The sequence below is a fragment of the Micromonospora sp. NPDC057141 genome, assembly GCF_042670805.1.
In the GTDB taxonomy this organism is placed as follows: domain Bacteria; phylum Actinomycetota; class Actinomycetes; order Mycobacteriales; family Micromonosporaceae; genus Micromonospora.
Genome location: NZ_JBHUVA010000003.1, coordinates 164,111 through 189,088 on the forward strand (window position 1 = coordinate 164,111; position 24,978 = coordinate 189,088).

Genomic DNA, 24,978 nt, shown 5'->3' on the forward strand with positions numbered 1-24,978 from the left:
GCCGGTGGCGTGCCGATCGCGTTCGGGCGTGGACCCAGGTGTCACGGTGTCTCCTCGGCGAGGTGTTCGAGCAGCAGGCGGCTGACCCGCTCCGGCTGCTGCACGTTGGCCAGGTGCGCGGCGTCCTCGACGATCGCCAGCCGGGCCCCGGCGATCCGTTCGGCGATCAGGCGGGCGTGTGGCACCGGGGTGGCCTGGTCGTCGGCCCCGGCGACGACCAGGGTCGGCGCCCGCACGCCGGTCAGGTCGTTGCGCAGGTCCATCGTGGCTATCACCGCGCAGCACGCCGCGTACCCGTCGACCGGCGTCGAGGTCAGCATGGCCCGGCAGGCGGCCACCGTCTCCGGTCTGGCGGCGGCGAATCCGGGCGTGAACCAGCGGGTCACCACGGCGTCGGCGATCGCCGGCATGCCGCCGGCGCGGACGGCCGCCGCCCGGTCGCGCCACATCTGCGCCGGGCCCAGGGCCGCCGACGTGCACAGCAGCGCGAGCCGGCCGACCCGCTCGGGGGCGTGGGCGGCCAGCCACATGCCGACCATCCCGCCGAGGGAGAGCCCGGCGTAGTGCACCCGCCGGGCATCGAGGCCGTCGAGCAGGCGCAGCAGTTCCCGGCCGAGCAGCTCGATGGTGTACGGGCCCGGTGGCACCGCCGAGCGGCCGTGGCCCGGGTGGTCGTACCGGATCACCCGGAAGTGGGCGGTGAGGGCGGGCAGCTGCGGGGCCCACATGGCGCCGACGGTGCCCAGCGAGCTGCCGAGCACGAGGGCCGGGGCATCGGGCGGGCCGTCGACGGTGGCGTGCAGGCGGGGCGTCACCGCGCCGGCTCCGTTCGTTCTCGGCAAGCGGCCAGTGCCCGGTCGACGAGGAGCCCGGCCGATCCGAGCCACCCGTGCGGGTCGAGCGCCTCGTCGAGCTCGTCCGGGCTCAGGCAGGCACGGACCTCGGGGTCGGCCAGCAGCGCGTCGCGGAAGGAGGGCCCGGTCGCGGCCCGCGCGACGGCGTCGTGTGCGACGCTGCGGCCCAGGGCGGGTGCCAGCCGTGCGGCCACCGCCTCGGCCAGCACGAGGCCGCCGGTCGCGTCGAGGTTGGCGCGCATCCGACGCGCGTCGACCCGCAGGCCGCCCAGCATCCGGGCGGTCCTGGCGGCCGCGCCGCCGGCCAGGTGCAGCAGGTCGAGCAGCGGTTCCCACTCCGCGTGCCACGCTCCGGCGGCCCGCTCGTGCTCCTGCACCGCGGCGGCGTACATCGTGGCGACCAGGCCGGGCCCGCGCCGCGCCGCCGCGCCGACGAGGACCGAGTCGACCGGGTTGCGTTTGTGTGGCATCGCCGACGAGCCGCCCCGGCCCGCCCCGCCCTGCGTGACCTCGCCGCCCTCGGTGGCCTCGCCGACCTCGACCTGGGCGAGCAGCCCGACGTCCAGCGCGATCTTGCCGGTGGCGGCGAGCAGCCCGCCGAGCGCGGCGGCGAGGTCGAGCAGCGGCTGGCGGCGGGTGTGCCAGGGCAGCGGGCTCGCGGCGAGGCCCAGGTGGCCGGCGAAGCGTTCGGCGACCGCCGGGCCGGCCGGCCCGAGCGCGGCGAGCGTGCCGACCGCGCCGCCGAGCTGCGCCGGCAGCGTCGCGCGGACCCGGTCCAGCCGGGTCCGGACCTCGGTCAGGCCGACCAGCCATCCGGCGGCCTTCAGGCCGAACGTGGTCGGCGCGGCCTGCTGGCCGAGCGTGCGGGCGAGCATGACCGTGTCGCGGTGGGCGGCGGCCAGCCGGGCTGCGGCGTCGGCGGCCCGGTCGAGGTGGGCCAGCAGTGGTCCGGCGGTCCGCACCGCGACCAGCACCAACGCGGTGTCGAGGACGTCCTGGCTGGTCGCACCGAGGTGGACCCAGGCGCGGGCCGGCTCGGGCAGGGCCGCGGTGAGCTGCCGCACGAGCGGCACCACCGGGTTGCCGGCGTCCTCGGCGGCCCGGCCGAGGGCCACCGGATCGAACAGCTCCGCGCGGCAGTACGCCCCGATGGCCTCGGCCGCCCCCCGGGGCACCACCCCGCAGTCGGCCCCGGCCAGGGCGAGTGCGGCCTCGGTGTCCAGCAGCGCCCGCAACAGCGCCCGGTCGGTGAGTTCGGCGTCGACCCCGGGGTGGCCGGACAGGCCCGAGAGCAGGCCGTCAGACGGTGAAGAAGACGGTCTCATCGTCGCCCTGGAGCCGGATGTCGAAACACACGCCGTCCGCGGATTCCCGGCCGATCAGGGTGCCCCGGCGGTCGGCGTCGACACCGCCCAGGACGGGGTCGGCGGCGTTGGCCGCGGGCTCGTCGGGAAAGTAGAGCCGGGTCACGACCCGGTGCAGCAGCCCGCGCGCGAAGACCGACAGGTTCAGGTGCGGTGCCTCGGTCCCGCCGTCCGGCGCGGGCAGCGGGCCCGGCCGCACGGTCAGGATCGCGTACCGCCCCTGGTCGTCGGTCTCGCTGCGCCCGAACCCCCGGAATCCGGCCACCGGCGGCGTCCGCGCGCCGCGCGGGTCGTCGGGGTGGTCGAACCGGCCGTCCGGGTCGGCCTGCCAGCTCTCGACCATGGCGTCCACGACCGGGGCTCCCTCGCCATCGGTGATCCGGCCGCGCACCCAGAAGGAACCCGGGGTGCCGGGCGGGACGACGTGGGGGCCGTCGGGCCAGCTCAGGCCGATGCTCAGGTACGGCCCGACGGTCTGGGCCGGCGTCACGCCGTGTCGCTCACTCATCGTCGGCCTCGTCGTCCTCGAAGGGCGTGCTCTCCCGACCCCGCAGCACGATGTCGAACTCGTATGCCAACGCCCATTCCGGGCGGGTCGTCGCGTGGTCGTAGCGGGCGATCAGCCGCTCGCGCGCCGCCGGGTCCCGGATCGAGTTGAGGACCGGGTCCTGGAAGAAGAGCGGGTCGCCGGGGAAGTACATCTGCGTCACCAGGCGTTGGGTGAACGCCCGGCCGAACAGCGAGAAGTGGATGTGCGCCGGCCGCCAGGCGTTGCCGTGGTTGCGCCAGGGGTACGCGCCCGGCTGCACGGTGACGAAGCGGTAGCGCCCCCGGTCGTCGGTGAGGGCCCGACCCGCCCCGTCGAAGTGGGGGTCGAGCGGCGCCGCCCAGTTGTCCACCGCGTGCCGGTAGCGGCCGCCGGCGTTGGCCTGCCAGATTTCGATCAGCGTGTGCGGAACGGGCCGGCCGTCGCCGTCGCGCACGTGGCCGTGCACGATGATCCGCTGCCCGAGCGGCTCGCCGTCGTGCTGCCGGGTCAGGTCGTGGTCTCCTGGGCCGAGCCGGCTCTCCCCGAGCAGCGGCCCGGTGACCTCTGTGAGCCGGTGGGGCAGGTGCACCAGCGGCTGCCTCGGTGCGCGGAGCACCGTCGACCGGTAGTCGGGGCTGAGCAGGGGCGGGTGGGCGTCGACGTCGTCACGCCGGTACCGCGGCAGCGGGGCCCGGTCGTCCACCCGGCTGGTGATGTGGTGGTTCACGGCCAAGAGCCCTCCCGCTTCAGGTGCGCCCGCACGCTGTTCGCTGTGCGAACGCGCGTTCTCCTGTCGAACGTTAGAGTCGGTGCGTCGATCCGTCAACGTGTCACGGGGTGATGTCCGGGTGGCCGGGCCCGGCCCTCGGTGCCGGGGTGCACCCGCGCCGGTGGGGTTCTCGGAGTTCACCAACGTCGACTCCGCTGCTCAGAACGCCCGGGCCAGGAGCACGACGCCGACGGCTCCGCCGAAGACGACGATGACCGCGCGTAGGACGCCGGGCGGCAGCCGCCGGGCGAACCGGGCGCCGAGAAAGCCGCCGAGCATGGTCGCCGGGACCAGCACGGCGGTGGCGGCCCAGTTGACCGGCCCGAACACACCGTAGACCAGGACCGTCACGGCGCCCACCGTCGCCGAGAGGACGTTCTTCAGCGCGCCGACCCGGCGTAACGACTCGTCGAGGACGAGCGCCAGCCCGGCGATGAGCAGCAGGCCGAGCGCGGCGTTGAAGTAGCCGCCGTAGATCCCGCACAGGAAGACGACCAGGTGCGACGTCGCGGCGGCCCGGCCGGGGGAGTGGGCCCGTGGCTGCCCGACGACGGCGCGCAGTCGGGTCTGGAACGCCAGCATCGCGGTCGCGCCGAGCACCAGGAAGGGCACGACGACGTCGAACACCGCGCGTGGGGTGGCCAGCAGCAGCACGCTGCCACCGAGGGCGCCCAGGATCGCCGTCGGCAGCACGAGGCGGATCAGCCGGCCCTGCCCGGCCAGGTCGGCGCGGCTGCCGAGAACGCTGGCACCGTAGCCGGGCGCGACGGACAGCGCGTTGCTCACGTTCGCCGACACCGGCGGCAGTCCGATGCTCAACAGCGCCGGAAAGGTGATCAGCGATCCACCGCCGGCGACGGCGTTGACGAGCCCACCGGCCAGGCCGGCGAGAAGCAGGAGGGTGGCCTGGGTCGGGGTCACGATTGCCGCTCGCGCTCTGGATCCAATGTCATATAGAATGGATACACCATTCGGATTGGGGAGGCCAGTCGTGCTGCCGGCTGCTGGCGAACCTGACATCCACACCGCCGGTGGAGGAGACCACGATGCGTGCTGAGCTTCCTGTCCTCGCCCCTGCCCAGGCGCTGTTCGTCGGCGGGGCCTGGCACCCCGGTGGCGAGTTGTTCGAGGTCGTCGACCCGGCCACCGAGGAGGTGCTCACCCGGGCCGTCCAGGCCACCCCGGCCGACATCGACGCGGCCGTGGACGCGGCCCGGCGGAGCCTGGCCGACCGGCGCTGGGTGGGAATGCCGCCGCTGGAGCGGACCCGGATCCTGCATCGGGTCGCCGACCTGATCGAGGCGGAGCTGGAGCAACTCGCGGTCCTGGAAACCCGCGACAACGGCAAGCCGATCGAGCGGTCCCGTGCCGACGTGGCCACCGCCGCGCGTACCTTCCGGCACTTCGCCGGCGCCCCGAGCCGGCTGCTGGGCGGCACCGTCCCGATCGATCCCGGCGCCCACCACGTCTACACCACCCTGGAGCCGGTGGGGGTGGCCGCTCTGATCCTGCCGTGGAACTTCCCGATCATGACGGGCGCCTTCAAGATCGCTCCGGCGCTGGCCGCCGGCTGTTCGGTGATCGTCAAGCCGGCCGAGCAGACGCCGCTGACGATGCTCCGCCTCGCCGACCTGATCACCGCCGCCGGCGTCCCCGCCGGCGTGCTCAACGTGCTGACCGGCGACGGTCGGGTCGGCGCCGCCCTGGTCGACCATCCCGGCGTGGGCAAGGTCTCCTTCACCGGGAGCACGGCGGTCGGCCGGCTGGTCGGCGCGGCGGCGGCCCGGCGGTTCGCGCGGGTCACCCTCGAACTGGGCGGCAAGAGCGCCAACATCGTCTTCGCCGACGCCGACCTGGACACCGCTGTCGCCACCGCGATCCGCGCCTCGTTCGGCCACTCCGGGCAGATGTGCACCGCGGGCAGCCGGCTGCTGGTGCACCGCGCGGTCCTCGCCGAGTTCACCGAACGGCTCGCCCGGGCGGCGGCGCGGGTGCCGGTGGGCGACGGGCTGTCCGGGGGCGTCTCGGTGGGGCCGCTGGTCTCGGCCGAGCAGCGCGAGCGGGTCCTCGGCTACGTCGAGCAGGGGCGGGCCGAGGGTGCCGAGATGGTCGTCGGCGGCCCGGCGCCGGCGGGCCGTGGCTTCTACGTGGCCCCCACCGTCTTCGCGGGGGTGACCAACGACATGGTCATCGCCCGGGAGGAGATCTTCGGGCCGGTGGTCGGGGTGCTCGCCTTCGACGACGAGGCCGAGGCGGTGCGGATCGCCAACGACTCGACGTACGGCCTGGCCGCGGGGATCTGGACCACCGACCTGAGCCGGGCGCACCGCGTCGCCGCCCAGTTGGAGGTGGGGACGGTGTGGGTCAACAGCTACAACGTGTTCGATCCCGCGCTCTCCTTCGGCGGTCGTAAGGAGTCGGGCCTCGGCCGAGATCTCGGCGACGAGGCGTTGCACAGCTATCTGGAGTCCAAGGCCGTCGTGATCAGCCTGTGATCGCATCCGTTCCTAGAGAGATGGTATCCATGAATCTGGCAGGCTTGCGCTGTGCGCCGTGCGATAGGATCCAGGTTCAAACCTTGCGGATCCCTTACCGGAAGGTTGGGGGAGCGGTCGACGGTGGACCTCTCGGTGAGCACTGACCACGCTGACGTCGACCGGCTCGGCACTCTCGTGCGGCCCGTGGACGTCGCCTGGGAACGGGCGCAGACGGTCGGGGTGCGCCACGCGCACCACCTCAACTCCGCGGGTTCGGCGCTGCCGACGGTCGCGGTGGTCGACGAGGTCGTCGCCCACCTGCGGCGCGAGGAGAGCGAGGGCGGCTACGAGGCCGCCGCGGCGGCCTCCGGCCGCATCGAGGAGACGTACGCCGCCGCGGCGCGCCTCATCGGCGCCCGGGCCGAGGAGATCGCCCTGTCCGACAGCGCGAGCACCGGACTGCGGGTCATCGTCGACGCGCTTCGCCTGGACGCGACAAGCCGCGTCCTGGTCGCCCGCTCGACCTACGTCAGCCATGCCCTGCACCTGCTCAGCCTGACCCAGGAGACCGGCGCCGAACTCGTCGTCCTGCCCAACGGCCCCGACGGGGCGGTCGATCTCGACCAGCTGGAGCGAACCCTGACCGGTGGCCCGCGCGACGTCGTGTGCGTCGCCCAGGTGCCGACGTCGTCGGGCCTGGTCGAGCCGGCGCGCGACATCGGCGCGCTGACCCGCCGCTCCGGCGCGGTCTACCTGCTCGACGCGACCCAGTCGGTCGGGCAGCTGCGCGTCGACGTCGACGAGATCGGCTGCGACGCCCTGGTGACGACCGGACGCAAGTTCCTGCGCGCCCCCCGGGGCACCGGGTTCGCCTACCTGCGCACCGCCCTCCTCGAACGGCTCACGCCCGTCGCGCCCGACGTACGGGGCGCGGTGTGGACGGGGGCGCGTCAGTGGAGCCTGTCGCCGACGGCCCGCCGGTTCGAGACCTGGGAGTCCTCGGTGGCCGGCCGGCTCGGCCTGGGGATGGCACTGACCCAGCTGCTCGATCGCGGCGTCGAGGCCACCGGGGCGTACCTGGCCGAGACCGGCGTCCGGCTGCGTCGGGGGCTCGCCGCCATCGACCGGGTGACCGTGCAGGACCCGCCGGCCAGCCCCTCCGGCATCGTCACGTTCACCGTCGACGGTCTCGGCAGCGACGCGGTCAGCCGGCGGCTGGCCGTACGCGGCGTGCGTACCGTGTCGGTGCCGGCCAGCCACGGCCAGTGGGACCTGGGCCTGCGCGGCGTGCCCGCGGTGGTCCGGGCCTCGGTGCACGTCTACAACAACGACGCCGACCACGAGGCGCTGCTGGGCGCGGTGGCCGAGATCGCCCGGGGAGCGAACCCGTGAGCGGGCAGCCCGAGGCCGACGTCCTCGTCGTCGGGCTCGGCGTCCACGGCTCGGCCGCCGCCTACGAGCTCGCCCTGCGCGGGGCGCGTGTCGTCGCGATCGACCAGTTCGCCGAGGACCACCACCGGGGCTCGTCGCACGGCCGCACCCGGATGATCCGGCGCGCGTACCCCAACCCGGTCTGGAACGACCTCGTCGCGCAGGCCTTCGCCGGCTGGGAGCGCTGGGAGCGAGCCAGCGGCGAGACCCTCGTGCGCCGCACCGGCGGCCTCTACGCCCATCGCGGGACGTCCCAGCTCCAGGGGCCCGGCTGCGAGATCGTCGAGGACCGGGGCCGGCTGCGGGAGCTGATGCCCTCCTTCGCCGTGCCGGACGGCTACCGGGCCGTGTACGACCCGTCCGCCGGGGTCGTGGAGGCCGGGACCGCCCTGGCGGTCGCCCGTGCCGGGGCCCGGGCGGCCGGCGCGGAGCTGGCCTTCGGCGAACGCATGCTGAGCTGGCGGGCGGCCGGCGACGGGTGCCTGGTCGAGACCACCGACCGCCGGATCCGGGTCCGGTCGCTGGTGCTCGCCACCGGTGCCTGGGTCGGCCGGGTCGTGCCCGCGCTCGCCGACCTGTTCGAGGTGTGGCGCATCGTCACCGTCACGCTCCGCGCCGGCCAGCCGCTCGCCCGGCCGCCACGGCTCGGCGCATTCTCCGTGGACCGCCCCGACGGCCTCGTCTTCGGCATCCCCGACGCCGCCGGCAACGGCTTCAAGGCCGGCATCGACGCCGGCGAGGTCTGGGATCCCGGGCGGCCGGCCGCGCCGCCGACCGCCGGTGAGACCGGAGACCTGTGCCGCCTGATGGCGCGCTACGTCCCCGGCGTGGCCGCCGATCCGCAGCGGGACGTGGTCGAGGCCGCGTCCTGCCTCTACACGATGACCCACGACCGGCGGTTCGTGCTCGGCCGGTTGCCCTGGGCCCCGCCGGTGGTGGTCGCCGCCGCGTGCTCCGGGCACGGGTTCAAGTTCGCGCCGGCGATCGGCGCGGCCGTCGCCGACCTGTGTGGCGGCGCCGACCGCGCCGACCTCGATTTCGTCGGCGTGCGACGCCGGCTCGACCCGTGACGTCCGCGCCGCCACCGGCCCCGGCGTCCACCACCGGCGGGCCGGTGCCCGCCGACCTCATCCCGCACCCCGTGGAGAACTCATGACGATCGCAGCGCACTGGAACGACCCACTCACCGAAGCCGAGATCGCCGAGGTCGTCGCGTTGGTCGGCGACGATCCGCGGATCGGGAGGCGGCCGCGCTACTGGGGGATCGCGGTCGAGGAGGGACTGGCCCGGGCCCTCGCGCCAGGGCAGGGCCGACCGGTACGGCTGGTGGTGATGAACCCCGACGCCCACGCCGCCTGGGAGGTCGGCGCCTGGACCTCGGGCGTCGACCGGCCGGCGTCGGTCGCCTCCTGGACGCCGGTCGACGCCCGGCGGCCCGGTGTCTCCAGCGAGGAGGCCCGGATGGTCGCGCGGGCGTGCCGGGAGGACGCCGCTTTCCAGGTGGCGCTCGCCCGGCGCGGCATCACCGACGCCTCGCTGGTCTGGGTCGACCCCGAATCGATCACCGGCTTCGAACCCGCGGACCTGGCCGACCGTCGGCTCTCCTGGGGCACCGTCTGGCACCGGCTGAGCGAGGACGACAACGGCTACGCCCGGCCCGTCGCCGGGCTCGTGCCGATCATCGACCTGGAGACCCTCGAAGTGGTCCGGATCGAGGACCACGGGGTGCTCCCGATGGCGTCCGAGACGGGCAACTACCGCTCCGGCACCTGGGGGCCGGACCGGACCGTCGCGCCGCTGGAGATCATCCAGCCGGAGGGACCGGGTTTCACCATCGACGGGCAGTTGGTCACCTGGCAGAACTGGTCCTTCCGGGTCGGCTTCACCCACCGCGAGGGCCTCGTGCTGCACGACGTCGTCTACCACGACGGCGACGAGACGCGGCCGGTGGTGCGCCGGGCGGCTGTCAGCGAGATGTACGTGCCCTACCTCGACAGCGACCCGACCGCCTACCGCAAGAACTTCTTCGACTGGGGCGAATACGGCGCCGGGCCGCTCACGGCGTCGCTGGAGCTGGGCTGCGACTGCCTGGGAGAGATCCGCTACTTCGACACCGCCGTGCTCAACGGCCACGGCGAGGCGCGGACCATCAAGAACGCGATCTGTCTGCACGAGGAGGACTTCTCCATCCTGTGGAAGCACGTCAACACCCGCACCGGTGAGGCGGACGTGCGGCGCAGCCGCCGCCTGGTGATCTCCTTCTTCGCGACCGTGGCCAACTACGACTACGGCTTCTACTGGTCCTTCTACCAGGACGGCATGATCGACCTGGAGATCAAGCTGACCGGCGTCATGTCGGTCTCGGGAATCGACGACGGGCAGACCCCCCGCTACGGCCGCCTGGTCGCCCCCAACGTGCAGGCCCCCAACCACCAGCACTACTTCGGGCTGCGGCTGGACATGGGGGTCGACGGCCCGCGCAACCGGCTCTACGAGATCCACGCCGAGGCCGAGGAGGACGACGAGCTCAATCCGTACGGCAACGCCTGCCGGATGGTGCGGACGCCGATCACCACCGAGGCCGAGGCGGCCCGCAACACCGACCCGGCGCGGGCGGTGCACTGGCTGGTCGAGAGCACCTCCCGGACCAACCGCTACGGCGACCGGACCGGCTACCGACTCACCCTGCCCCACACCACGCGGCTCTTCGCCCGCCCCGGCAGCGTCGTGGAGCGGAAGGCGCCGTTCGTCGCCAGGCAGCTCTGGGCCACGCCGTACGAGCCGACGGAGCGGTTCATCGCCGGCGAGTACCCGAACCAGGCGCCGCTCGCCGCGGAGGGCATCACGGCCTGGCAGCAGGCGAACCGGTCGCTCGACGGCGTCGAGCTCGTGCTCTGGCCGGTGGTCGGCGTGCACCACGATCCCCGCCCCGAGGAATGGCCGATCATGGCGGTGCACCGGATCGGCATGCGGTTGGAACCGGACGGCTTCTTCGACCGGAACCCGTCGCTGGACCTGCCGGCCCCGCGCCGTCACGGTGCCGGCGACTCCTGCTGCCACTAGGGAGGCGGGGCGGTCAACGATCGCGTCGGCGATGGGCGCGGTCGCCGCCCACCGACGACTGCGTAACTGTCCAGTCAAAGCCCATCCCTGGAACTTTGGATCCCAAACCTATTCCGCTGGATCCATCACCTGAGTAGGCTCGGGTGGGCCACGTTACCTGGCGAAACATGAACCGCCGGACGGATGTTCGGCGACCAGGCTGGACGGGGTGTGGGACCAACGCCCGGCGGGCGGGGTTCGTTCTTCGCCCCGCGCTTGTTGAAACCAGCCGGCAATAAGGGTGACACGGGGCTGAAGTGGCAGCCCACGACACTAGTTGTATCCAAAGCAAGTGAGTTTGGATACAAGCAGGACGATGGCATGTAGGTGCTTGACGTTCAAGGAGTTGCCCCATGGAAGCCTCCCCCACCATCTCCCGTCGGAACCTGTTGCGCGGCGCCAGCCTGCTCGGCATGGGCGTCGGGTTCGGCATGACCGGATTGCTGAGCGCCTGCGGCCTTGCCGCGGACACCGAAGATGCCGCGGAGCGCCGCGGCGGCACCCTGACCCTGGCCGTCGACGCCACCGGCGGCATCAACGAACCCGCCTTCTACACCTCGCTCGGCGACTGGATGGCGGTCGACTGCATCTGCCGAGGACTGACCTTCATCTCCTTCGAGAGCAACGACGTCCAGCCCGACCTCGCCGAGAGCTGGGAGATCTCCACCGACCAGCTGACCTACACGTTCAAGCTCCGCCAGGGCGTCACCTTCCACGATGGCACCACGTTCACCTCGGCGGACGTCGTGGCCAGCCTCGGCCGGCAGTTCAACCCCGACGACAAGACGCTGCCCACCGGCGCCTCACCGCCGCTCAAGAGTCTCGGCGCCAACGTCGCCAGCCTCGAGGCCGTGGACGCCAACACGGTCAAGCTGGTGCTCAAGGCACCGGACCGCATGGTGCTCGCCCGGCTGTCCGACATCGGCGGCCGGATCATCTCCAAGGCGGCGCTGGACAAGCACGGCGCCGACATCGGCAAGAACCTCGTCGGCACCGGCCCCTTCAAGTTCGTCTCCGCCACCGCCGGGCAGACGGTCACGCTGGAGGCGTTCGACAAGTTCCGCCTCGGCCGCCCGCCGATCGACCGGCTCGTGCTCCAGCAGGTGCAGGACCCGTCGACGATCGTCAGTTCGCTGCTGTCGGGCGACATCGGCGGCACCCAGTTCACCCCGTACTCCGCGTTGGAGCGGCTCAGGGGTGACAAGGCGGTGACGGTGCACGACACGCCCTACAGTTTCGACGCGATCCTCATGATCGACGCCCGGCGGATTCCCGAACTGGAGGTGCGCCAGGCCATCAACCTGGCCATCGACCGCGAGGCGATCCTGGCGCAGGCGTTCTTCGGTGCCGGCGCGCTGCCCGTCGGGTATGCCATTCCGCCGTCGCAGAAAGGCCACGACCCGAGCCTGGCCGACCTGAGCGCCACGGACGTCGACAAGGCCAGGCAGCTCATTCAGGCCGCCGGCGCCACCGGCCGGGAGGTGCGGCTGATGGCGGCCAGCGACAGCTGGCACCCGAAGGCCGCGCAGATCATCACCCAGAACCTGACCGACATCGGCCTGAAGGTCGTCGCCGACTCCGTCGACCCGGCCACCTACTTCGGTCGGGTCCTCAACCCCGACGACAAGTTCCACGACCTGATGATCTGGGAACGCAACTCGTACGTGCCCGACCCGGACAACATGATCGGCGCGCTGGCCATGCCGGCCGGTGTCTACGGTGACTTCGCGTCCGGCCTCAAGACCCTCAAGGGAGCGGACAGCTTCGCCGCGGATCTCACCGAGGCGAAGAATCTGCCCGACGGCCCGGAACGCACCGCGAAGTACAGCGACATCCAGCGCCGATTCGCCGAGCAGTACATGGTGCTGTCGATGCTCGCCTACTCGTGCAACCCGGTCGTGAGCGGGAGCAACGTGCAGGGGATGAACGTGGCCGGGCTCGGCAGCCACCGCTGCTTCATGGAGAAGGCGAGTGTCTGAACTGGCCCTACGCCGGTGGGTGCCGTCGGCCGGGCGACTGCGGGCCGGGTACCGGCGTCGCCGCGTCGCCCGGTCGTGGCTCGCCACCGTGTCCTGGACCGTGGTGTTCGCGTTCGTCCTGATCGCCGCGTTCGGGCCGCTGCTGGTGTCCGCGGATCCGAACCGGCAGACCCCGGACGCGCTGCTTCCGCTGGGCGCGCCCGGGCACCTCCTCGGCACCGACGACCTGGGTCGTGACCTGCTGGCCCGGATGGTGTACGGCGCCCGGCCGCTCCTGCTCGTGGCGCTGCTGGCCACGGCTCTCGCCGCAGCGCTCGGCATCACCGTCGGACTGGTCGCCGGCTTCGCCGGCCGCTGGACCGAGTGGCTGCTCATGCGGCTGATGGACCTGGCGCTGGCGTTCCCGTCGATGCTGCTGATCGTCCTGGTCGTGGTCGCCACCGCACCGGGCGTTCCCAGCCTCGTCGTGGGCATCGGCGTCTCCCTGGCCCCGGGGCTGGCCCGGCTCGCCCGGGCGCTCACCGCCCGCGAGGCCCGCCGCGACTACGTCCTCGCGGCCCGGCTGGGAGGCACCTCCACGCCGCGCATCCTGGTCCAGGAGGTGCTGCCGAACATCGCGGGCCCCCTGGTCGCCCAGACGGTGATGACCCTGTCCGTGGCGGCCGGCTTCGGCGCCGGCCTGTCGTACCTGGGGCTTGGCATCCAGCCGCCGACCCCCGACTGGGGTTACATGGTGCAGGCCGGCCAGGAGTTCCTCTACCTCGCCCCCCACCTGGTGCTGCTGCCCGCCGGAGCGACCCTGCTCTTCGTGGTCGCCGGCAACTTCGTCGGTGACGACCTGCGCGACGCACTCGATCCGAGGACGACCCGATGACGGCCGGGATGCTCCCGCCGGCCCGCCGGCGGCAGATGCGCAGCCGGCTCGGCACGCCGTGGCTGGTCCTGCGGCGGCTGCTGGCCGTACCGCCGGTGTTGTTCCTGCTGGCCTCGCTGGTCTTCGTCGCGATGCGGCTGCTGCCCGGCTCGCCGGCCAGTTCGCTGGCCGCCGCCGGTGGCAGCGGGCAGGCGACGGCCGCGGAGATCCGGGAGAACACGGCGCGGATCAACGAGGCGTTCGGCCTGGACCGATCGTTGCCCGAGCAGTACCTCGGCTACCTCGACGATCTGATCCACCTCCGCCTCGGCCGCTCCTTCTACGGCGCCAACGAGATTACGGGCCTGCTCGGCGGCGCGCTGCCGGCCACCATCGAACTGACCATCGCGGCGATGCTGGTGGCGATCCTGCTCGGCCTGGTCACCGGGCTGCTCGCCGCGCTGTTCAAGGACACCTGGGTGGACACCCTGACCCGCACGGTCGGCACGGTCAGCTTCTCCCTGCCGTGGTTCGCGCTCGGCGTGCTGGCGATCGTGGTCTTCGGGGTGTGGCTGCGCTGGCTGCCGGTGATCGGCAGGATGCCCAGCCAGCTCGACTACCGTCCGCTGACCAACTTCGTGCTGGTCGACGCCATCCTGCAGGACCGCCCCGAGCTGATCGGGCCGTGGCTGACGCACCTCGTCCTGCCGGCGACCACGCTGGCGGTGTCCATGGCCGGCTTCATCACCCGCATCGTGCGGGCGTCGGTGCTGGAGATCCTCGGCGACGACTTCATCCGGACCGCCCGGATGAAGGGGCTCTCCGAAGGCGCGATCGTGCGCCGGCACGTGTTGCGCAACTCGTCCCTGCCGATCGTCACGGTGCTCGGCCTGCAGTTCGGCTCGCTGCTGGGTGGTTCGGTCATCACCGAGACGGTGTTCTCCTATCCCGGGGTCGGCAACCTGCTCATCAACGGGATCCTGCAACGGGACTACCCGATCGTGCAGGGGGCCGCGCTGGCCATCGCGCTGCTGTTCACCCTCGTCAACGTCGCTGTGGATCTGCTCTATCTCGTGCTCGACCCCCGACTGAGAAAGGCCTGACCGCGATGAGACCGAAGAACATCGTCCTGGTCCACGGCGCCGGCGGGACGGCCACCACCTGGTCGAACGTCGCGCCACTGCTGACCGCCGCCGGATACGACGTGACCCTGGTGACCAACCCCATGCGGTCGCTCACCGGCGACGTGGCGCACACCGCCGCCGTGGTCCGGGAGCTGTCCGGTCCGGTGCTGCTCGTCGGGCACTCCTACGGCGGGGCCGTGATCAGCAACGCCGGCCGGGAACCGGGGGTGGTCGGGCTCGTCTACATCGCGGCGTTCGGGCCGGACGAGGGGGAGACCGTCAACCAGATCGTCGAGCGGTACCCACCGGCCGCCGTGTCGAAGTACATGCGGCGGGGACCGAACGGCGAGTGGTCCTCGGAACACACCGCCGAGTACTGGGCCGAGATCGGCTGGGACGTGCCGGTCGAGCAGCGGGCGGTCTGGGACGCGGAGTCACGGCAGAGCGACAACGCCATCTTCACCGAGCCGACGGCCGTGCCGGCCTGGCGGACGCTGCCCAGCTGGTACCTGGTCGCCGCGCAGGATCGCACCCTGCGACCGGAGATCCAGCGGGACATGGCAGCCAGGATGGGCGCGACGGTGGCCGAGGTGCCCGGAAGCCACTTCACGCCCCGGGCCCGGCCGGCGGAGGTCGTCGCGTTCGTCGAACGAGCGGTGACCGGTGTGGCGGCGAGATGACCGAGCCCTTCCTCTCCATCCGTGAACTGCGGGTCGAGTTCGACGTCCCGGCCGGGCGGCTGCCGGCCGTCGGCGGCGTCGACCTCGACCTGGGCCGCGGTGAGGTGCTCGCGCTGGTCGGTGAGTCGGGGTCGGGCAAGTCCGCGCTCGCGATGAGCCTGGTCGGGTTGAACCGGGGCCCGCGCACGCACATCAGCGGCGTGGTCGAGTTCGGCGGGGCCGACCTGATCGGCGCGTCCGAGGCCCGGCTGCGTCAGGTGCGGGGCCGGGACATCGCCGTGGTGTTCCAGGACGCGCTCGCCGCGCTCAACCCGACCCAGCGGATCGGCGCCCAGGTAGCCGAGATGATCCGGACGCACCAGCGGGTGTCCCGGCGACAGGCCTGGCAGCGGGCCGTGACGCTGCTGCGTGACGTGGGCATCGCCAACCCGGAGCGGGCCGCCCGCTCGTACCCGCACCAGCTCTCCGGCGGCATGCGGCAGCGGGTGATGATCGCGATCGGGCTCGCCAACGATCCCGCCGTGCTCATCGCCGACGAGCCCACCACCGCCCTGGACGTGACCATCCAGGCGCAGGTGCTGCGGCTGCTCAAGCGGCTCCAGGCCGAACACGGCACGACCATCGTGCTGATCACCCACGACCTCGGGGTGGTGGCGGAGGTCGCCGACCGGATCGCCGTCATGTACGCCGGACGGATCGTCGAGCAGGGCACCCGCGACCAGGTGCTGTTCGCCCCGCAGCATCCGTACACCAGCGCCCTGCTCAACTCCGTGCCCCGGGTCGACGGGCCTGCGGTGGACCGGCTGCCCGCCATCGCCGGCAGCCCGCTCACCGGCGTCGACCGGCCGCCCGGATGCGCGTTCGCACCGCGCTGCGGGTCCGTCCGGGATGCCTGCGCCTCGACCCCGCCGGTGCTGCGGCACCGGTACGGCAGCGGCGGGCACCTGGACGCCTGCCTGCTCGGTGCCGAGCGTGGGGAGGTGCTGGCCGGATGAGCCCCGAACCGTTGCTGCGGGTCGAGGGCCTGCGGGTGGAGTTCGCCGGGTCCGGCGTGCGCCGGATCCGGGCGGTCCGGGACGTCGACCTGGACGTGTACGAGGGCGAGACGCTCGGCCTGGTCGGCGAGTCCGGCTGCGGCAAGTCCACCCTCGGCAAGGCCATGTTGCGGGTCATCGAGCCGAGCGCCGGCAGCATCCGGTACGGCGACGTGGACCTCACCCGGTTGCGTGGTGGGGCGCTTCGGCGCATCCGGGCCGACCTACAGATGATCTTCCAGGATCCGTTCGGTTCGCTGAACCCGCGCCGCAGGGTGGCCGACATCGTCGCCGAACCCATGATCCGCGCCCGGGGCGTGCGGCGGGAGGCCGCACGGGCCACCGCCGACGAACTGCTGGACCTGGTCGGGCTGGGCCGGGAGGCGGGGGAGCGGCGGCCGCACGAGTTCTCCGGCGGCCAACGGCAGCGCATCGGCATCGCCCGGGCGCTCGCGCCGGCACCGCGCTTCGTGGTCGCTGACGAAGCGGTCTCCGCGCTCGACGTGTCGATCCAGGCGCAGATCATCAACCTGCTCGCCGACCTGATCCGCGACCGCGGGTTGACCATGCTGTTCGTCTCGCACGACCTCGGCGTGGTCCGGCACATCGCGGACCGGGTGGCGGTGATGTACCTGGGCCAGATCATCGAGGTCGCGGACCGGGACTCGTTCTTCGCCGCGCCGGCGCACCCCTACAGTGAGGCGCTGCTCGCCTCGGTGCCCATGCTGACCCGCGAGCCGGCCCGGGAGCGGATCGTCCTGGAGGGCGAGCTGCCCGATCCGGCCGACCCGCCGGCGGGGTGCGCCTACCACACCCGGTGCCGCTACGCCGTGGACCGGTGCCGCACCGATCCCCCGGCACTGCGCCCGCTCAGCGCGGGACGTTCGGTGCGGTGCCACCTGCCGCTGCCCACCACCAGGAAGGCTGACCCCTCTTGATCATCGACGCGTACAACACCACCCAGGACGTCCGGGGCCGCTCCGACTACCTCACCGGCGCCCGACCCGGCCAGGCGCCGCCGCCGCACGTACCGTTCGACCCGCGTCGGATCCTGGACCGGATGGACGCCGCCGGCGTCGACCTGGCGATGGTCTGCTCGCTGGCCCAGCGGATCGAGAACGACTTCATCATCGGCCTGGTCGACGCGCACCCGGACCGGCTGTTCGGCTTCGGTCAGGTCATGCCGCAGGCCGACGACGCGTTGGACGAGATCGCCCGGATCGCGGAGGCGGGACTGTCCGGCCTCAAGCTGCATCCGAGCCTGCACGGCTACCACGTCGCCGACCACGGCCTCCTCGACCCGGTGTTCGAGGCGTGTGCCCGGCACGGGTTGCCGGTGCTGATCAACGCGCTGGACGACGCGTTCTGCGCGCCGTTGGCCATCGAGGAGATCGCCCGCAACCACCCGGACGTGCCGACGATCATCGCGCACATGGGCGCGGTCTGGAACGTCCCGGAGGCGATCATCGTCGCCGAGCGGCAGCCGCACGTCTACCTGGAGACCTCGGCGACGCTGGTGAGCGACGTCAGGCGGGCGTACGCCCGGCTGGGCCCGGAGAAGCTGCTGATGGGCAGCGAGTGGCCGGGATCCGACTTCGACCTGGAGCGAATGAAGATCGCGAAGGCGATCCCGGACCCGGCGGACCGGGCGTTGGTCGAGGGCGGCAACATGGCGAAGCTCCTCGGGCTGACGGCATGATCAGCACACCGGTGACCCGCGTCCCCGTTCCCGCGGACATGTCCGCCGCCGACGCGGAACTGCTGGAGCGCGCGCAGGATCTGCTGGGGCGGGTCTGGGTGGCCGGGCGGCACGAGGTGGCGACGGCGCTGCGTACGGCCGACGGGGGCGTCTTCACGGGGGTGCACCTGGAGGGGTCGTGCCGGCGCAGCTCGATCTGCGCCGAGGGCGTGGCGCTGGGCGCGGCCCGCACCGGCCTGGACCCGGCAGCGTCGCTGCTGGTCGACACCGTGGTGTCCGTCCAGGTCAAGCCCGCCGACACGTTCCGGATCATCGCCCCGTGCGGGGTCTGCCGGGAGCTGATCAGCGACTACAGCCCCGACGCGACGATCTGGCTGACCGGTGGTGTCGGCCCGGTCCGCATGCGCGCGCTGGACCTGCTGCCGGAGAAGACCCTACGTGCGTGGTGACGAAGGAGGACGACATGAGCGATCTCGCGGCTGAACTCGGCGGCTCCGGCCGACCGGTCCGGTGGGAGGACCTGACCTGGCCCGAGGCGGGGCAACTGGTCACCAGCCTCGACGCGGTGATCATCCCGGTGGGCGCCGTCGAGCAGCACGGGCCGCACCTGCCGCTGTCGGTCGACGTCCGGATCTGCGAAGCGGTCGCGCTGGCGGTTTCCGCCGCCACCGGAGTGCCGGTGCTGCCGACGCTGAGCTACGGGGTGTCGGCCTCGCACGGCGACTTCGCCGGCACCGTCTCGGTGCGGCCGGAGACGCTGATCGCGCTGGTGGCCGACATCGTCGACTCGCTGCACGAGCGTGGTGTCCGCCAGTTCATCCTGCTCAACGGCCACATCTGGAACAACGGTGCCCTGGACGTGTCGGCGGAGAAGCTGCGGGTGCGCCACCGCGGGGCCCGGGTGCGGGCGCTCGGCTACGTGACGATGTATCCAGGGCCGGAGGTGGACGGCCACGTCACCCACGGCCGCGGCCTGATGCACGCCAACTACTTCGAGACGTCGGTGATGCTGTACCTGCACCCCGAACTGGTCCGGATGGACCGGGCGACCTCGCACGTGGACGTCGACTCGTTCTGGGACTACCGGATGGACCAGGTCAGCGAGACCGGCGTGTGGGGCCGGGACGTGGCGCAGGCCAACGCCGAGCACGGGGCGGCCGAGTTCACCCGGTGCGTCGAGACGACCGCGCGGGCGGTGGCCCGGGCCGTCCGCGAGCCCTGGCCCGACCCGACCCACCGACCGTGATCGCCCCGTCGACCGTGACCGACCCACCGACCGTGACCGACCCGTCGACGCACCGCCCAGGAGGGACCCGCTGATGGAGATCTTCGACATCACCATGCCGATTCACCCGCAGATGCTGCACTGGGGTCGTAAGCCCGAGGTGGAGATCGTGGAGTCCAAGGCCGACGGCGACGTGTCGAACGTGACCCGGTGGCGTCTCGGCGCGCACACCGGCACCCATGTCGACGCCCCCGCGCACTTCGTCGACGGCGCCACCCCGATCGACAAGGTCTCGCTGTACTCGCTTGTCGGCCCGGCGGTGGTGGTGGACATGACCCACGTGGACGGGGACATCACCGTCGACCACCTCGCCGCGGCGGGCATCGCCGGGGAACGTCGCGTGCTGTTCAAGACGTCGAACTCGGCCGGTCCCCTGAAGGAGACGGACCGGGCGCCGAACTGGGTGGGGCTGAGCCCCGAGGCGGCGAGGGCCCTCGTCGACGGCGGGGTGGAGTTGGTCGGCATCGACTACCTGACCATCGAGAGCCACACCCGCACCGACACCTGGGACGCGCACCACATCCTGCTCGGCGAGGGCGTGCTGATCCTGGAGAACGCCGACCTGGACGCGGTGTCGCCCGGTCGGTACGAGCTCGTCTGCCTGCCCGCCAAACTCGTCGACGCGGACGGCTCCTTCGCCCGTGCCGTCCTGATCCGCCGGGACGCCGCGCCCGCGCCTGAGCCCGGCCACCAGCACCGGAACGTGGCATGACGCGGGTGGCGCTGGCCGCCCCGCACCCGGCGGCGGTGGCGGCCGGCCGCGCCGTGGTCGCCGCGGGCGGGGGAGCCGTCGACGCCGCGCTGGCCGCCGCGGCGGCGCTGACCGTCGTCTACCCACACCAGTGTTCCCTCGGCGGCGACCTCGTCGCCGTGGTCCGGCCGGCCGGCGGGCCGCCCCGCGTGGTGCTGTCCGTCGGCGCGGCGCCCGCAGCGCTCGACGCCGACACACTGCGTTCGGGTGGCGCCGTCCGGATGCCGGCGCAGGGCCCGCTCACCGTCACCACGCCCGGCGTCGTCGCCGGTTGGGCCTCGGTGGCGGGGCTCGGCGCCCGACTCGACTGGGCCGCCCTGTTGGCTCCGGCTGTCGCGCTCGCCGGTGCCGGCACACCGGTCAGCGCCGGCCTGGCCCGGGCGATCGAGAACCGGCGCGACATCATCGCCGCCGACCCGGGGCTGGCCGCGCTGCTGTTGGACGCGGCGGGCGCGCCCCTGCCCGAGGGCGTGCCGCTGACGCAGCCCGCGCTGGCCGAGACGCTCACCGCGATCGCCGGCAACTGGCGGACCTTCTACAACGGACACGTCGGGCACCGGCTCGTCGCCGGGCTGCGCCGGCTCGGCAGCCCGCTGTCGGTGGCGGACCTTGCGGCGCACCGCGCCGAGCGGGTCGCGCCGCTGACCGCGTACGCCCACGGCGTCGAGTGGTCCGTCGCGCCCCCGCCGACGCAGGGCGCCACCTTCCTCGCCGTCCTCGGCGCGAGCGACCCGCTCACCGCCGCGCGGCGGGCGCAGCTGGCCCGGGACGCGCTGCTGGGCGATCCGCGGACGGGGCCGATCGACCTCGACGGGCTGCTGCTGCGCGCCGAGCGGCCGGCGGCCGACGTGGTCGCCGGCCCACGTCCGACCGGCGACACCGTGGCGGTGGCCGCGGTCGACGCGGACGGCACCGCGGTGTCGCTGATCCAGAGCGTGTTCCAGTCCTTCGGCTCCGGCCTGCTGGAACCGGACACCGGTATCGTGCTGCACAACCGGGGCGCCATGTTCAGCCTCGATCCGCAGCACCCCGGCCGGCTCGCCCCGGGGGCCCGGCCGCCGCACACGCTCTGCCCGGCGCTCGCCGTCGGTGGCGACACCGTGCTCGCCCTCGGCTGCCAGGGCGGCCGGTCCCAGCCGTGGATCCTCGCCCAGGTCGCCGAGGGCGTCCGCGCCGCCGCCGACCTGCCGGACGTGGTGGGCGGGCCGCGCTGGGTGATCGGTGGCCGTGACCTCGGCCGCACCGAACCAACCCTGCTGCTGGAGCCCGGCACGGCGGGCGGGGACGACCTCGCCGCGCGGGCACCCGCCCTCGGCCTGTCCGTGGCCACGACGGCGGGGCGGCACGACGACGCGGGGCATGTGCAGGTCGCCCGCCTGCGGGGCGCGGTGCTCGACGCGGCCAGCGACCCCCGGGCCGACGGTGTCGCGGCGGTGTTGTGAGAGCCCTGCTGGTCACGGGTGAGGTGAGCGCTCCGGAGTCCGGCGGGCCCCGGGCGCGGGCGGTCGGCGTGGTGGACGGGCGCGTCGTCGCGGTCGGCGACCCCGAGGAGGTACGGGCCCGACTGCCGTCCGGCGCTGCGCGGCTCGCCGCCCCGTACGTCGCTCCGGGCTTCGTGGACAGCCATGTCCATCTGATCTGGGCAGGCCAGCGCGCCACCCGGCTGGTCCTCGACGACGTCGGCGGTCTCGGCGAACTGCTGGACCGGTTGCGGGCCCACGCCGCCGCGAACCCGTCGGCACAGTGGCTGACCGCCGACGCCGGGTTCGACCTCGACGGCCGGCTGCCCAGCGCCGCCGAACTGGAGGCCGCGGTGCCCGGCCGTGGCCTGCTGCTCGACCGCAAGGGCCACGACGCGCTGGTCAACGTCACCGCGCTGCGCCGCGCCGGGATCGGCCCCGGCACGCCGGATCCGCCGGGTGGCCGGATCGACCGGGACGCCGCCGGGACGCCGACCGGGCTGCTCGTCGAGCGTCCGGCCGTCGATCTGGTCCGTGCCGTGCTGCCGACCGTCGACCGCGACACCCGCGTCGGCTGGATCCGGGCCGGGCAGGCCGAGCTGCTGCGCCACGGCATCACCACCGCCGTCGACCCGGCCGTCGCGGTCGAGGACCTCGACGGATACGCGTACGCCGCGCGGTCCGGTCGGCTGCGGATGCGGGTGGTGGCGATGCCGCTCGGCGACGCCCTCGCCACCGATGCCGTGCTCGACCGGGCGGTCGCGCGGACCGGCCTCGTCACCGCGGATCCGGCTCGGCTGCGCCGGGGCCCGACCAAACTGTTCCTCGACGGCGGCGGCTCACTCGGCACGGCGCTGCTGTCGTCGCCGTGGCCGGGTACCGACGGCTACCACGGCAACCAGACGCTGTCGGTCGACATCGTGCACGCGCACTGCGTGGCTGCCGCCGGGGCGGGGCGCGGGGTGGGCGTGCACGCGGTCGGTGACGCGGCGGTCGACCTGGTGCTCGACGTGCTCACCGACGTCGACCGCCGCGCCCCGATCGCGGGCCTCGGCTTCCACCTCATCCACGCGTACCTCGGCCCGAGCCGCGCCGCGATGGACCGGGCCCGGCGGCTCGGTGTGCGGGTCTCGGCCCATCCGGCATTGCAGTGGCAGGTCGGCGCCGGGCTGGTCCAGCGACTCGGAGCCGAGCGGGCCGGCGCGGCCAACCCGCTGCGCGCCTGGCTCGACGCGGGCGTCGAGGTCGGCGGCGGCTCGGACGGCCCCGGCCTGCCGATGTCGGCCCTGTTCGGCATGTGGCAGGCCCGGACCCGGCAGGTGCGGGGCTGGCCCGATCCGCTCGGTGCCGGGCAGGCGGTCACCGCCGCGCAGGCGCTGGCGCTGTTCACCACCGGGGCCGCCCGGATCGCCGGAGGCCCCGGCACCGGGCGCATCAGGGTCGGCGACCCGGCCGACCTCGCGCTGTTGGACGTGGACCCACTCACCTCGGACGTCGAGGCCCTGCGGACGGCGACGGTCGTGACGACCATCGTCGGCGGCGAGGTCGAGTACCGGGCCTGACCTTCGCTGCGACCCGCTCCCGCCGCGAGCGTCCAGGGTTATCCGCGGAAGACGGTGGACGAGCGGAGTTCGTACCACCGGGCCAACTGCTCGCCGGCCTTGATGACGTGTTCGCGCATCTGGTCGGCGGCGCGCCGGGCGTCGCCGTCGGCCAGCGCCTCCAGGATCCGCTCGTGCTCCTGGAAGTTCTCGTCGCGATGCCGGCTGTCGTTGACGATCAACTGCGCGGAGACGTTGCGGGGAAAGGTTTCGTTGATGTCGCTGATCGCCTTGCTCAGCCGGGCGTTGCCGGAGATGCTCGCGATCAGCGTGTGGAAGATGTCGTTGCTGCGTCGGTGATCGTGCTGGGCGGGCACGACGTCGCCGCGCCGGGCGGAAGAGTGGTCGTACATCTCCTGGTTGGCTGCCCGCAGCTGGTCGATCTGGTCGCGGCTGATCCGCCGGACCGCGCGCGCGGCGGCCAGCGCCTCCAGTTCCGCCCGCACCTCGTACGCCTCGCGGACGTCCCATGGCGCCGGGACGCTGACCACGGCGCCCTTGTTGGGCAGCACCTCGATCAGGCCGCTGGTCTGTAGTTGGCGCAGCGCCTCGCGGACCGGCGTGCGGGAGACGCCGAAGTTGCTGGCGAGCTCGGCCTGGCGCAACTGGGCTCCGATCGGGATCTCGCCGGTCATGATCCGGTCGCGGATCCGCTCGGCGAGGTCGTCGACGAGGGCGGAGCCGGTCTTGCGGGTTGCCGCGAGCTCCTCGGAATCGGTGGTCAACCGGCCACTCTCCCTCTGCGTCGATCGTGGGCTCCGGGTGGCCCGGCTGCTCAGGCGCGGTGGAGCGCCGGAACGCCTCGTTGGTCACCAAACCTGCCTGTTGCGTCACACCACGATACCAGGGAAGGGGTTGCGTGGACCCATGTGGGTTCCACTTGGGTGTGTTTGCTTCCGTAACGGATCCGAAGTGGGTAGCATTGGATCCAATGGAAGGGGGAATGTGCCTACAGAACTACCCTTCGTCATCCGCGCGCTCCGGCTGGAGGCGGCCGGCGTGCTGTCGGTCGAGCTGATCCCGCAGGACGCCCGCACGGCGGTTCCGGACTGGACCCCCGGGGCGCACGTCGACCTGGTGGTCGGCGACGGCTCCACCCGGCAGTATTCGCTGTGCGGGGATCCCGGCGCCCCGTGGTGGCGGATCGCGGTGCTGCGCGAGCCCGCCGGCCGCGGTGGCTCGGCGTGGGTCCACGACCAGCTGCGCCCCGGCGACCGGGTCCGGCTGCGTGGCCCGCGCAACCACTTCGCGTGGGAACCCGCCGCCGCGTACCTGTTCGTGGCCGGCGGCATCGGCATCACCCCGCTGCTTCCGCTGCTGGCCGAGGCGAGGCGGCGGGGTGCCGCCGCCCCGCTGCACTACTTCGGCCGGTCCCGGCGCAGCATGGCATTCCTCGACGAACTCGCCCCCTACGGTGACCAGGCGCGGGTGCACGCGGCGGACGACGGGCCCCGGCCCGAGCTGCGCGAACTGCTCGACGGGCTGCCACCCGACGCGCTGGTCTACGCCTGCGGCCCGAGCCGGCTGCTGGACGGGCTGCGGGCCGCCATGGACGAGGCCGGCCGCCTCGACCGGCTGCGCACCGAGCGCTTCACCGCGCCCGTGTCGGCGCAGCCGCAGCGGGTCGGATCCTTCACCCTCCGGCTCGAGCGCAGCGGCGTGGAGCTGACGGTGCCCGCCGACCGGTCCGGGCTGGACGTCCTGCTGGAAGCCGGCGTCGAGATCGTCAACGACTGCCACGAGGGGATCTGCGGCAGTTGCGAGACCCGGGTCCTCGCGGGCGCCGTCGACCACCGGGACCACGTGCTCACGGCCCAGGAGCGGGCGGCGGGGGACTGCATGATGGTCTGCGTCTCCCGCGCCGCCGGTGACCGGCTGGTCCTGGACCTGTGAGTCGACCTCGGGTGCCGCCCCCGCTGACGACTGCCGACGGGCGCCCGGCATCCGCTCCCCGCTCCACCCCCCTTCCCCACCGCGGAGGTAAGC

Annotated in this window: 23 protein-coding genes; 17 read left to right on the forward strand and 6 right to left on the reverse strand. The window is 73.3% G+C overall.

The genetic code is table 11. The annotated features are described in order from the left end of the window. Window positions 1–41 precede the first annotated feature (41 nt). The 5 genes from pcaD to ACFT41_RS04175 all read right to left on the reverse strand — a co-directional run bounded on the left by pcaD (window position 42) and on the right by ACFT41_RS04175 (window position 4,437). Window positions 42–815: a 3-oxoadipate enol-lactonase gene (pcaD, locus tag ACFT41_RS04155; protein WP_377581254.1), complete on the reverse strand. Its 774-nt coding sequence runs from the start codon at window positions 813–815 to the stop codon at window positions 42–44. After that, window positions 812–2,179, reverse strand: coding sequence for a 3-carboxy-cis,cis-muconate cycloisomerase (pcaB, locus tag ACFT41_RS04160; protein ID WP_377581251.1), 1,368 nt, complete (start codon window positions 2,177–2,179; stop codon window positions 812–814). Before pcaB ends, pcaD begins: the two co-directional genes overlap by 4 nt. Beyond that, entirely contained in the window at window positions 2,154–2,726 is a 573-nt protein-coding gene (pcaG, locus tag ACFT41_RS04165) for a protocatechuate 3,4-dioxygenase subunit alpha (protein WP_377581249.1), read from the reverse strand. The genes pcaB and pcaG overlap by 26 nt, the downstream gene beginning before the upstream one ends. After that, complete coding sequence (pcaH, locus tag ACFT41_RS04170; protein WP_377581344.1) at window positions 2,719–3,432, reverse strand: protocatechuate 3,4-dioxygenase subunit beta; 714 nt, start codon at window positions 3,430–3,432, stop codon at window positions 2,719–2,721. The genes pcaG and pcaH overlap by 8 nt, the downstream gene beginning before the upstream one ends. 243 nt (window positions 3,433–3,675) lie before the next feature. Further along, window positions 3,676–4,437, reverse strand: a complete 762-nt coding sequence (locus ACFT41_RS04175) for a sulfite exporter TauE/SafE family protein (protein WP_377581246.1) — start codon at window positions 4,435–4,437, stop codon at window positions 3,676–3,678. A gap of 125 nt (window positions 4,438–4,562) precedes the next feature. Between ACFT41_RS04175 and ACFT41_RS04180 the strand changes: the two genes are divergently transcribed. The 16 genes from ACFT41_RS04180 to ACFT41_RS04255 all read left to right on the forward strand — a co-directional run bounded on the left by ACFT41_RS04180 (window position 4,563) and on the right by ACFT41_RS04255 (window position 22,953). Continuing rightward, on the forward strand, window positions 4,563–6,011 hold the full coding sequence (locus tag ACFT41_RS04180) for an aldehyde dehydrogenase family protein (protein WP_377581243.1): 1,449 nt from the start codon (window positions 4,563–4,565) through the stop codon (window positions 6,009–6,011). A 135-nt stretch (window positions 6,012–6,146) separates the two neighbouring features. Continuing rightward, window positions 6,147–7,385, forward strand: coding sequence for an aminotransferase class V-fold PLP-dependent enzyme (locus tag ACFT41_RS04185; RefSeq protein ID WP_377581240.1), 1,239 nt, complete (start codon window positions 6,147–6,149; stop codon window positions 7,383–7,385). Next, the gene (locus ACFT41_RS04190; RefSeq protein ID WP_377581238.1) at window positions 7,382–8,494 is read left to right on the forward strand and encodes an FAD-dependent oxidoreductase; all 1,113 of its coding nucleotides are present in this window, start codon (window positions 7,382–7,384) and stop codon (window positions 8,492–8,494) included. Before ACFT41_RS04185 ends, ACFT41_RS04190 begins: the two co-directional genes overlap by 4 nt. An 82-nt stretch (window positions 8,495–8,576) precedes the next feature. Continuing rightward, window positions 8,577–10,487, forward strand: a complete 1,911-nt coding sequence (locus ACFT41_RS04195; RefSeq protein WP_377581235.1) for a primary-amine oxidase — start codon at window positions 8,577–8,579, stop codon at window positions 10,485–10,487. Window positions 10,488–10,879: 392 nt separating this feature from the next. After that, window positions 10,880–12,505 carry an ABC transporter substrate-binding protein gene (locus ACFT41_RS04200; protein WP_377581232.1) on the forward strand — a complete coding sequence of 542 codons (1,626 nt, stop codon included), beginning with the start codon at window positions 10,880–10,882 and terminating at the stop codon, window positions 12,503–12,505. After that, window positions 12,498–13,379, forward strand: a complete 882-nt coding sequence (locus ACFT41_RS04205; RefSeq protein ID WP_377581229.1) for an ABC transporter permease — start codon at window positions 12,498–12,500, stop codon at window positions 13,377–13,379. The genes ACFT41_RS04200 and ACFT41_RS04205 overlap by 8 nt, the downstream gene beginning before the upstream one ends. Beyond that, window positions 13,376–14,461, forward strand: coding sequence for an ABC transporter permease (locus ACFT41_RS04210; protein ID WP_377581226.1), 1,086 nt, complete (start codon window positions 13,376–13,378; stop codon window positions 14,459–14,461). The genes ACFT41_RS04205 and ACFT41_RS04210 overlap by 4 nt, the downstream gene beginning before the upstream one ends. Before the next feature lie 5 nt (window positions 14,462–14,466). Then, window positions 14,467–15,162 carry an alpha/beta fold hydrolase gene (locus tag ACFT41_RS04215; protein WP_377581224.1) on the forward strand — a complete coding sequence of 232 codons (696 nt, stop codon included), beginning with the start codon at window positions 14,467–14,469 and terminating at the stop codon, window positions 15,160–15,162. Further along, window positions 15,159–16,157 (forward strand): ABC transporter ATP-binding protein, encoded by a 999-nt coding sequence (locus ACFT41_RS04220; RefSeq protein ID WP_377581221.1) that lies wholly within the window; start codon window positions 15,159–15,161, stop codon window positions 16,155–16,157. The genes ACFT41_RS04215 and ACFT41_RS04220 overlap by 4 nt, the downstream gene beginning before the upstream one ends. Further along, window positions 16,154–17,134, forward strand: coding sequence for an ABC transporter ATP-binding protein (locus ACFT41_RS04225; RefSeq protein ID WP_377581218.1), 981 nt, complete (start codon window positions 16,154–16,156; stop codon window positions 17,132–17,134). The genes ACFT41_RS04220 and ACFT41_RS04225 overlap by 4 nt, the downstream gene beginning before the upstream one ends. Next, a complete protein-coding gene (locus ACFT41_RS04230) occupies window positions 17,131–17,895 on the forward strand; it encodes an amidohydrolase family protein (protein ID WP_377581215.1) in 765 nt (254 codons plus the stop codon). The genes ACFT41_RS04225 and ACFT41_RS04230 overlap by 4 nt, the downstream gene beginning before the upstream one ends. Then, window positions 17,892–18,344, forward strand: coding sequence for a hypothetical protein (locus ACFT41_RS04235; protein WP_377581212.1), 453 nt, complete (start codon window positions 17,892–17,894; stop codon window positions 18,342–18,344). Before ACFT41_RS04230 ends, ACFT41_RS04235 begins: the two co-directional genes overlap by 4 nt. Window positions 18,345–18,358: 14 nt before the next feature. Continuing rightward, the gene (locus ACFT41_RS04240; RefSeq protein ID WP_377581209.1) at window positions 18,359–19,141 is read left to right on the forward strand and encodes a creatininase family protein; all 783 of its coding nucleotides are present in this window, start codon (window positions 18,359–18,361) and stop codon (window positions 19,139–19,141) included. A gap of 73 nt (window positions 19,142–19,214) precedes the next feature. Next, the gene (locus ACFT41_RS04245; protein ID WP_377581206.1) at window positions 19,215–19,892 is read left to right on the forward strand and encodes a cyclase family protein; all 678 of its coding nucleotides are present in this window, start codon (window positions 19,215–19,217) and stop codon (window positions 19,890–19,892) included. Next, entirely contained in the window at window positions 19,889–21,373 is a 1,485-nt protein-coding gene (locus ACFT41_RS04250; RefSeq protein WP_377581203.1) for a gamma-glutamyltransferase, read from the forward strand. The genes ACFT41_RS04245 and ACFT41_RS04250 overlap by 4 nt, the downstream gene beginning before the upstream one ends. Then, the gene (locus tag ACFT41_RS04255; protein ID WP_377613738.1) at window positions 21,370–22,953 is read left to right on the forward strand and encodes an amidohydrolase; all 1,584 of its coding nucleotides are present in this window, start codon (window positions 21,370–21,372) and stop codon (window positions 22,951–22,953) included. The genes ACFT41_RS04250 and ACFT41_RS04255 overlap by 4 nt, the downstream gene beginning before the upstream one ends. 38 nt (window positions 22,954–22,991) lie before the next feature. Here the strand turns inward: ACFT41_RS04255 and ACFT41_RS04260 are convergent, their stop codons facing one another. Further along, window positions 22,992–23,717: a GntR family transcriptional regulator gene (locus ACFT41_RS04260; protein WP_377581198.1), complete on the reverse strand. Its 726-nt coding sequence runs from the start codon at window positions 23,715–23,717 to the stop codon at window positions 22,992–22,994. A 220-nt stretch (window positions 23,718–23,937) separates the two neighbouring features. Between ACFT41_RS04260 and ACFT41_RS04265 the strand changes: the two genes are divergently transcribed. After that, entirely contained in the window at window positions 23,938–24,885 is a 948-nt protein-coding gene (locus tag ACFT41_RS04265) for a PDR/VanB family oxidoreductase (RefSeq protein WP_377581195.1), read from the forward strand. Window positions 24,886–24,978 lie beyond the last annotated feature (93 nt).

What these genes read in the sequence shown, in the direction of transcription:
- pcaB (WP_377581251.1), bottom strand. Translation starts at nt 2,179, where the DNA reads ATGAGACCGTCTTCTTCACCGTCTGACGGCCTGCTCTCGGGCCTGTCC.
- pcaG (WP_377581249.1), bottom strand. Translation starts at nt 2,726, where the DNA reads ATGAGTGAGCGACACGGCGTGACGCCGGCCCAGACCGTCGGGCCGTAC.
- ACFT41_RS04180 (WP_377581243.1), top strand. Translation starts at nt 4,563, where the DNA reads ATGCGTGCTGAGCTTCCTGTCCTCGCCCCTGCCCAGGCGCTGTTCGTC.
- ACFT41_RS04195 (WP_377581235.1), top strand. Translation starts at nt 8,577, where the DNA reads ATGACGATCGCAGCGCACTGGAACGACCCACTCACCGAAGCCGAGATC.
- ACFT41_RS04200 (WP_377581232.1), top strand. Translation starts at nt 10,880, where the DNA reads ATGGAAGCCTCCCCCACCATCTCCCGTCGGAACCTGTTGCGCGGCGCC.
- ACFT41_RS04210 (WP_377581226.1), top strand. Translation starts at nt 13,376, where the DNA reads ATGACGGCCGGGATGCTCCCGCCGGCCCGCCGGCGGCAGATGCGCAGC.
- ACFT41_RS04215 (WP_377581224.1), top strand. Translation starts at nt 14,467, where the DNA reads ATGAGACCGAAGAACATCGTCCTGGTCCACGGCGCCGGCGGGACGGCC.
- ACFT41_RS04220 (WP_377581221.1), top strand. Translation starts at nt 15,159, where the DNA reads ATGACCGAGCCCTTCCTCTCCATCCGTGAACTGCGGGTCGAGTTCGAC.
- ACFT41_RS04225 (WP_377581218.1), top strand. Translation starts at nt 16,154, where the DNA reads ATGAGCCCCGAACCGTTGCTGCGGGTCGAGGGCCTGCGGGTGGAGTTC.
- ACFT41_RS04235 (WP_377581212.1), top strand. Translation starts at nt 17,892, where the DNA reads ATGATCAGCACACCGGTGACCCGCGTCCCCGTTCCCGCGGACATGTCC.
- ACFT41_RS04240 (WP_377581209.1), top strand. Translation starts at nt 18,359, where the DNA reads ATGAGCGATCTCGCGGCTGAACTCGGCGGCTCCGGCCGACCGGTCCGG.
- ACFT41_RS04245 (WP_377581206.1), top strand. Translation starts at nt 19,215, where the DNA reads ATGGAGATCTTCGACATCACCATGCCGATTCACCCGCAGATGCTGCAC.
- ACFT41_RS04250 (WP_377581203.1), top strand. Translation starts at nt 19,889, where the DNA reads ATGACGCGGGTGGCGCTGGCCGCCCCGCACCCGGCGGCGGTGGCGGCC.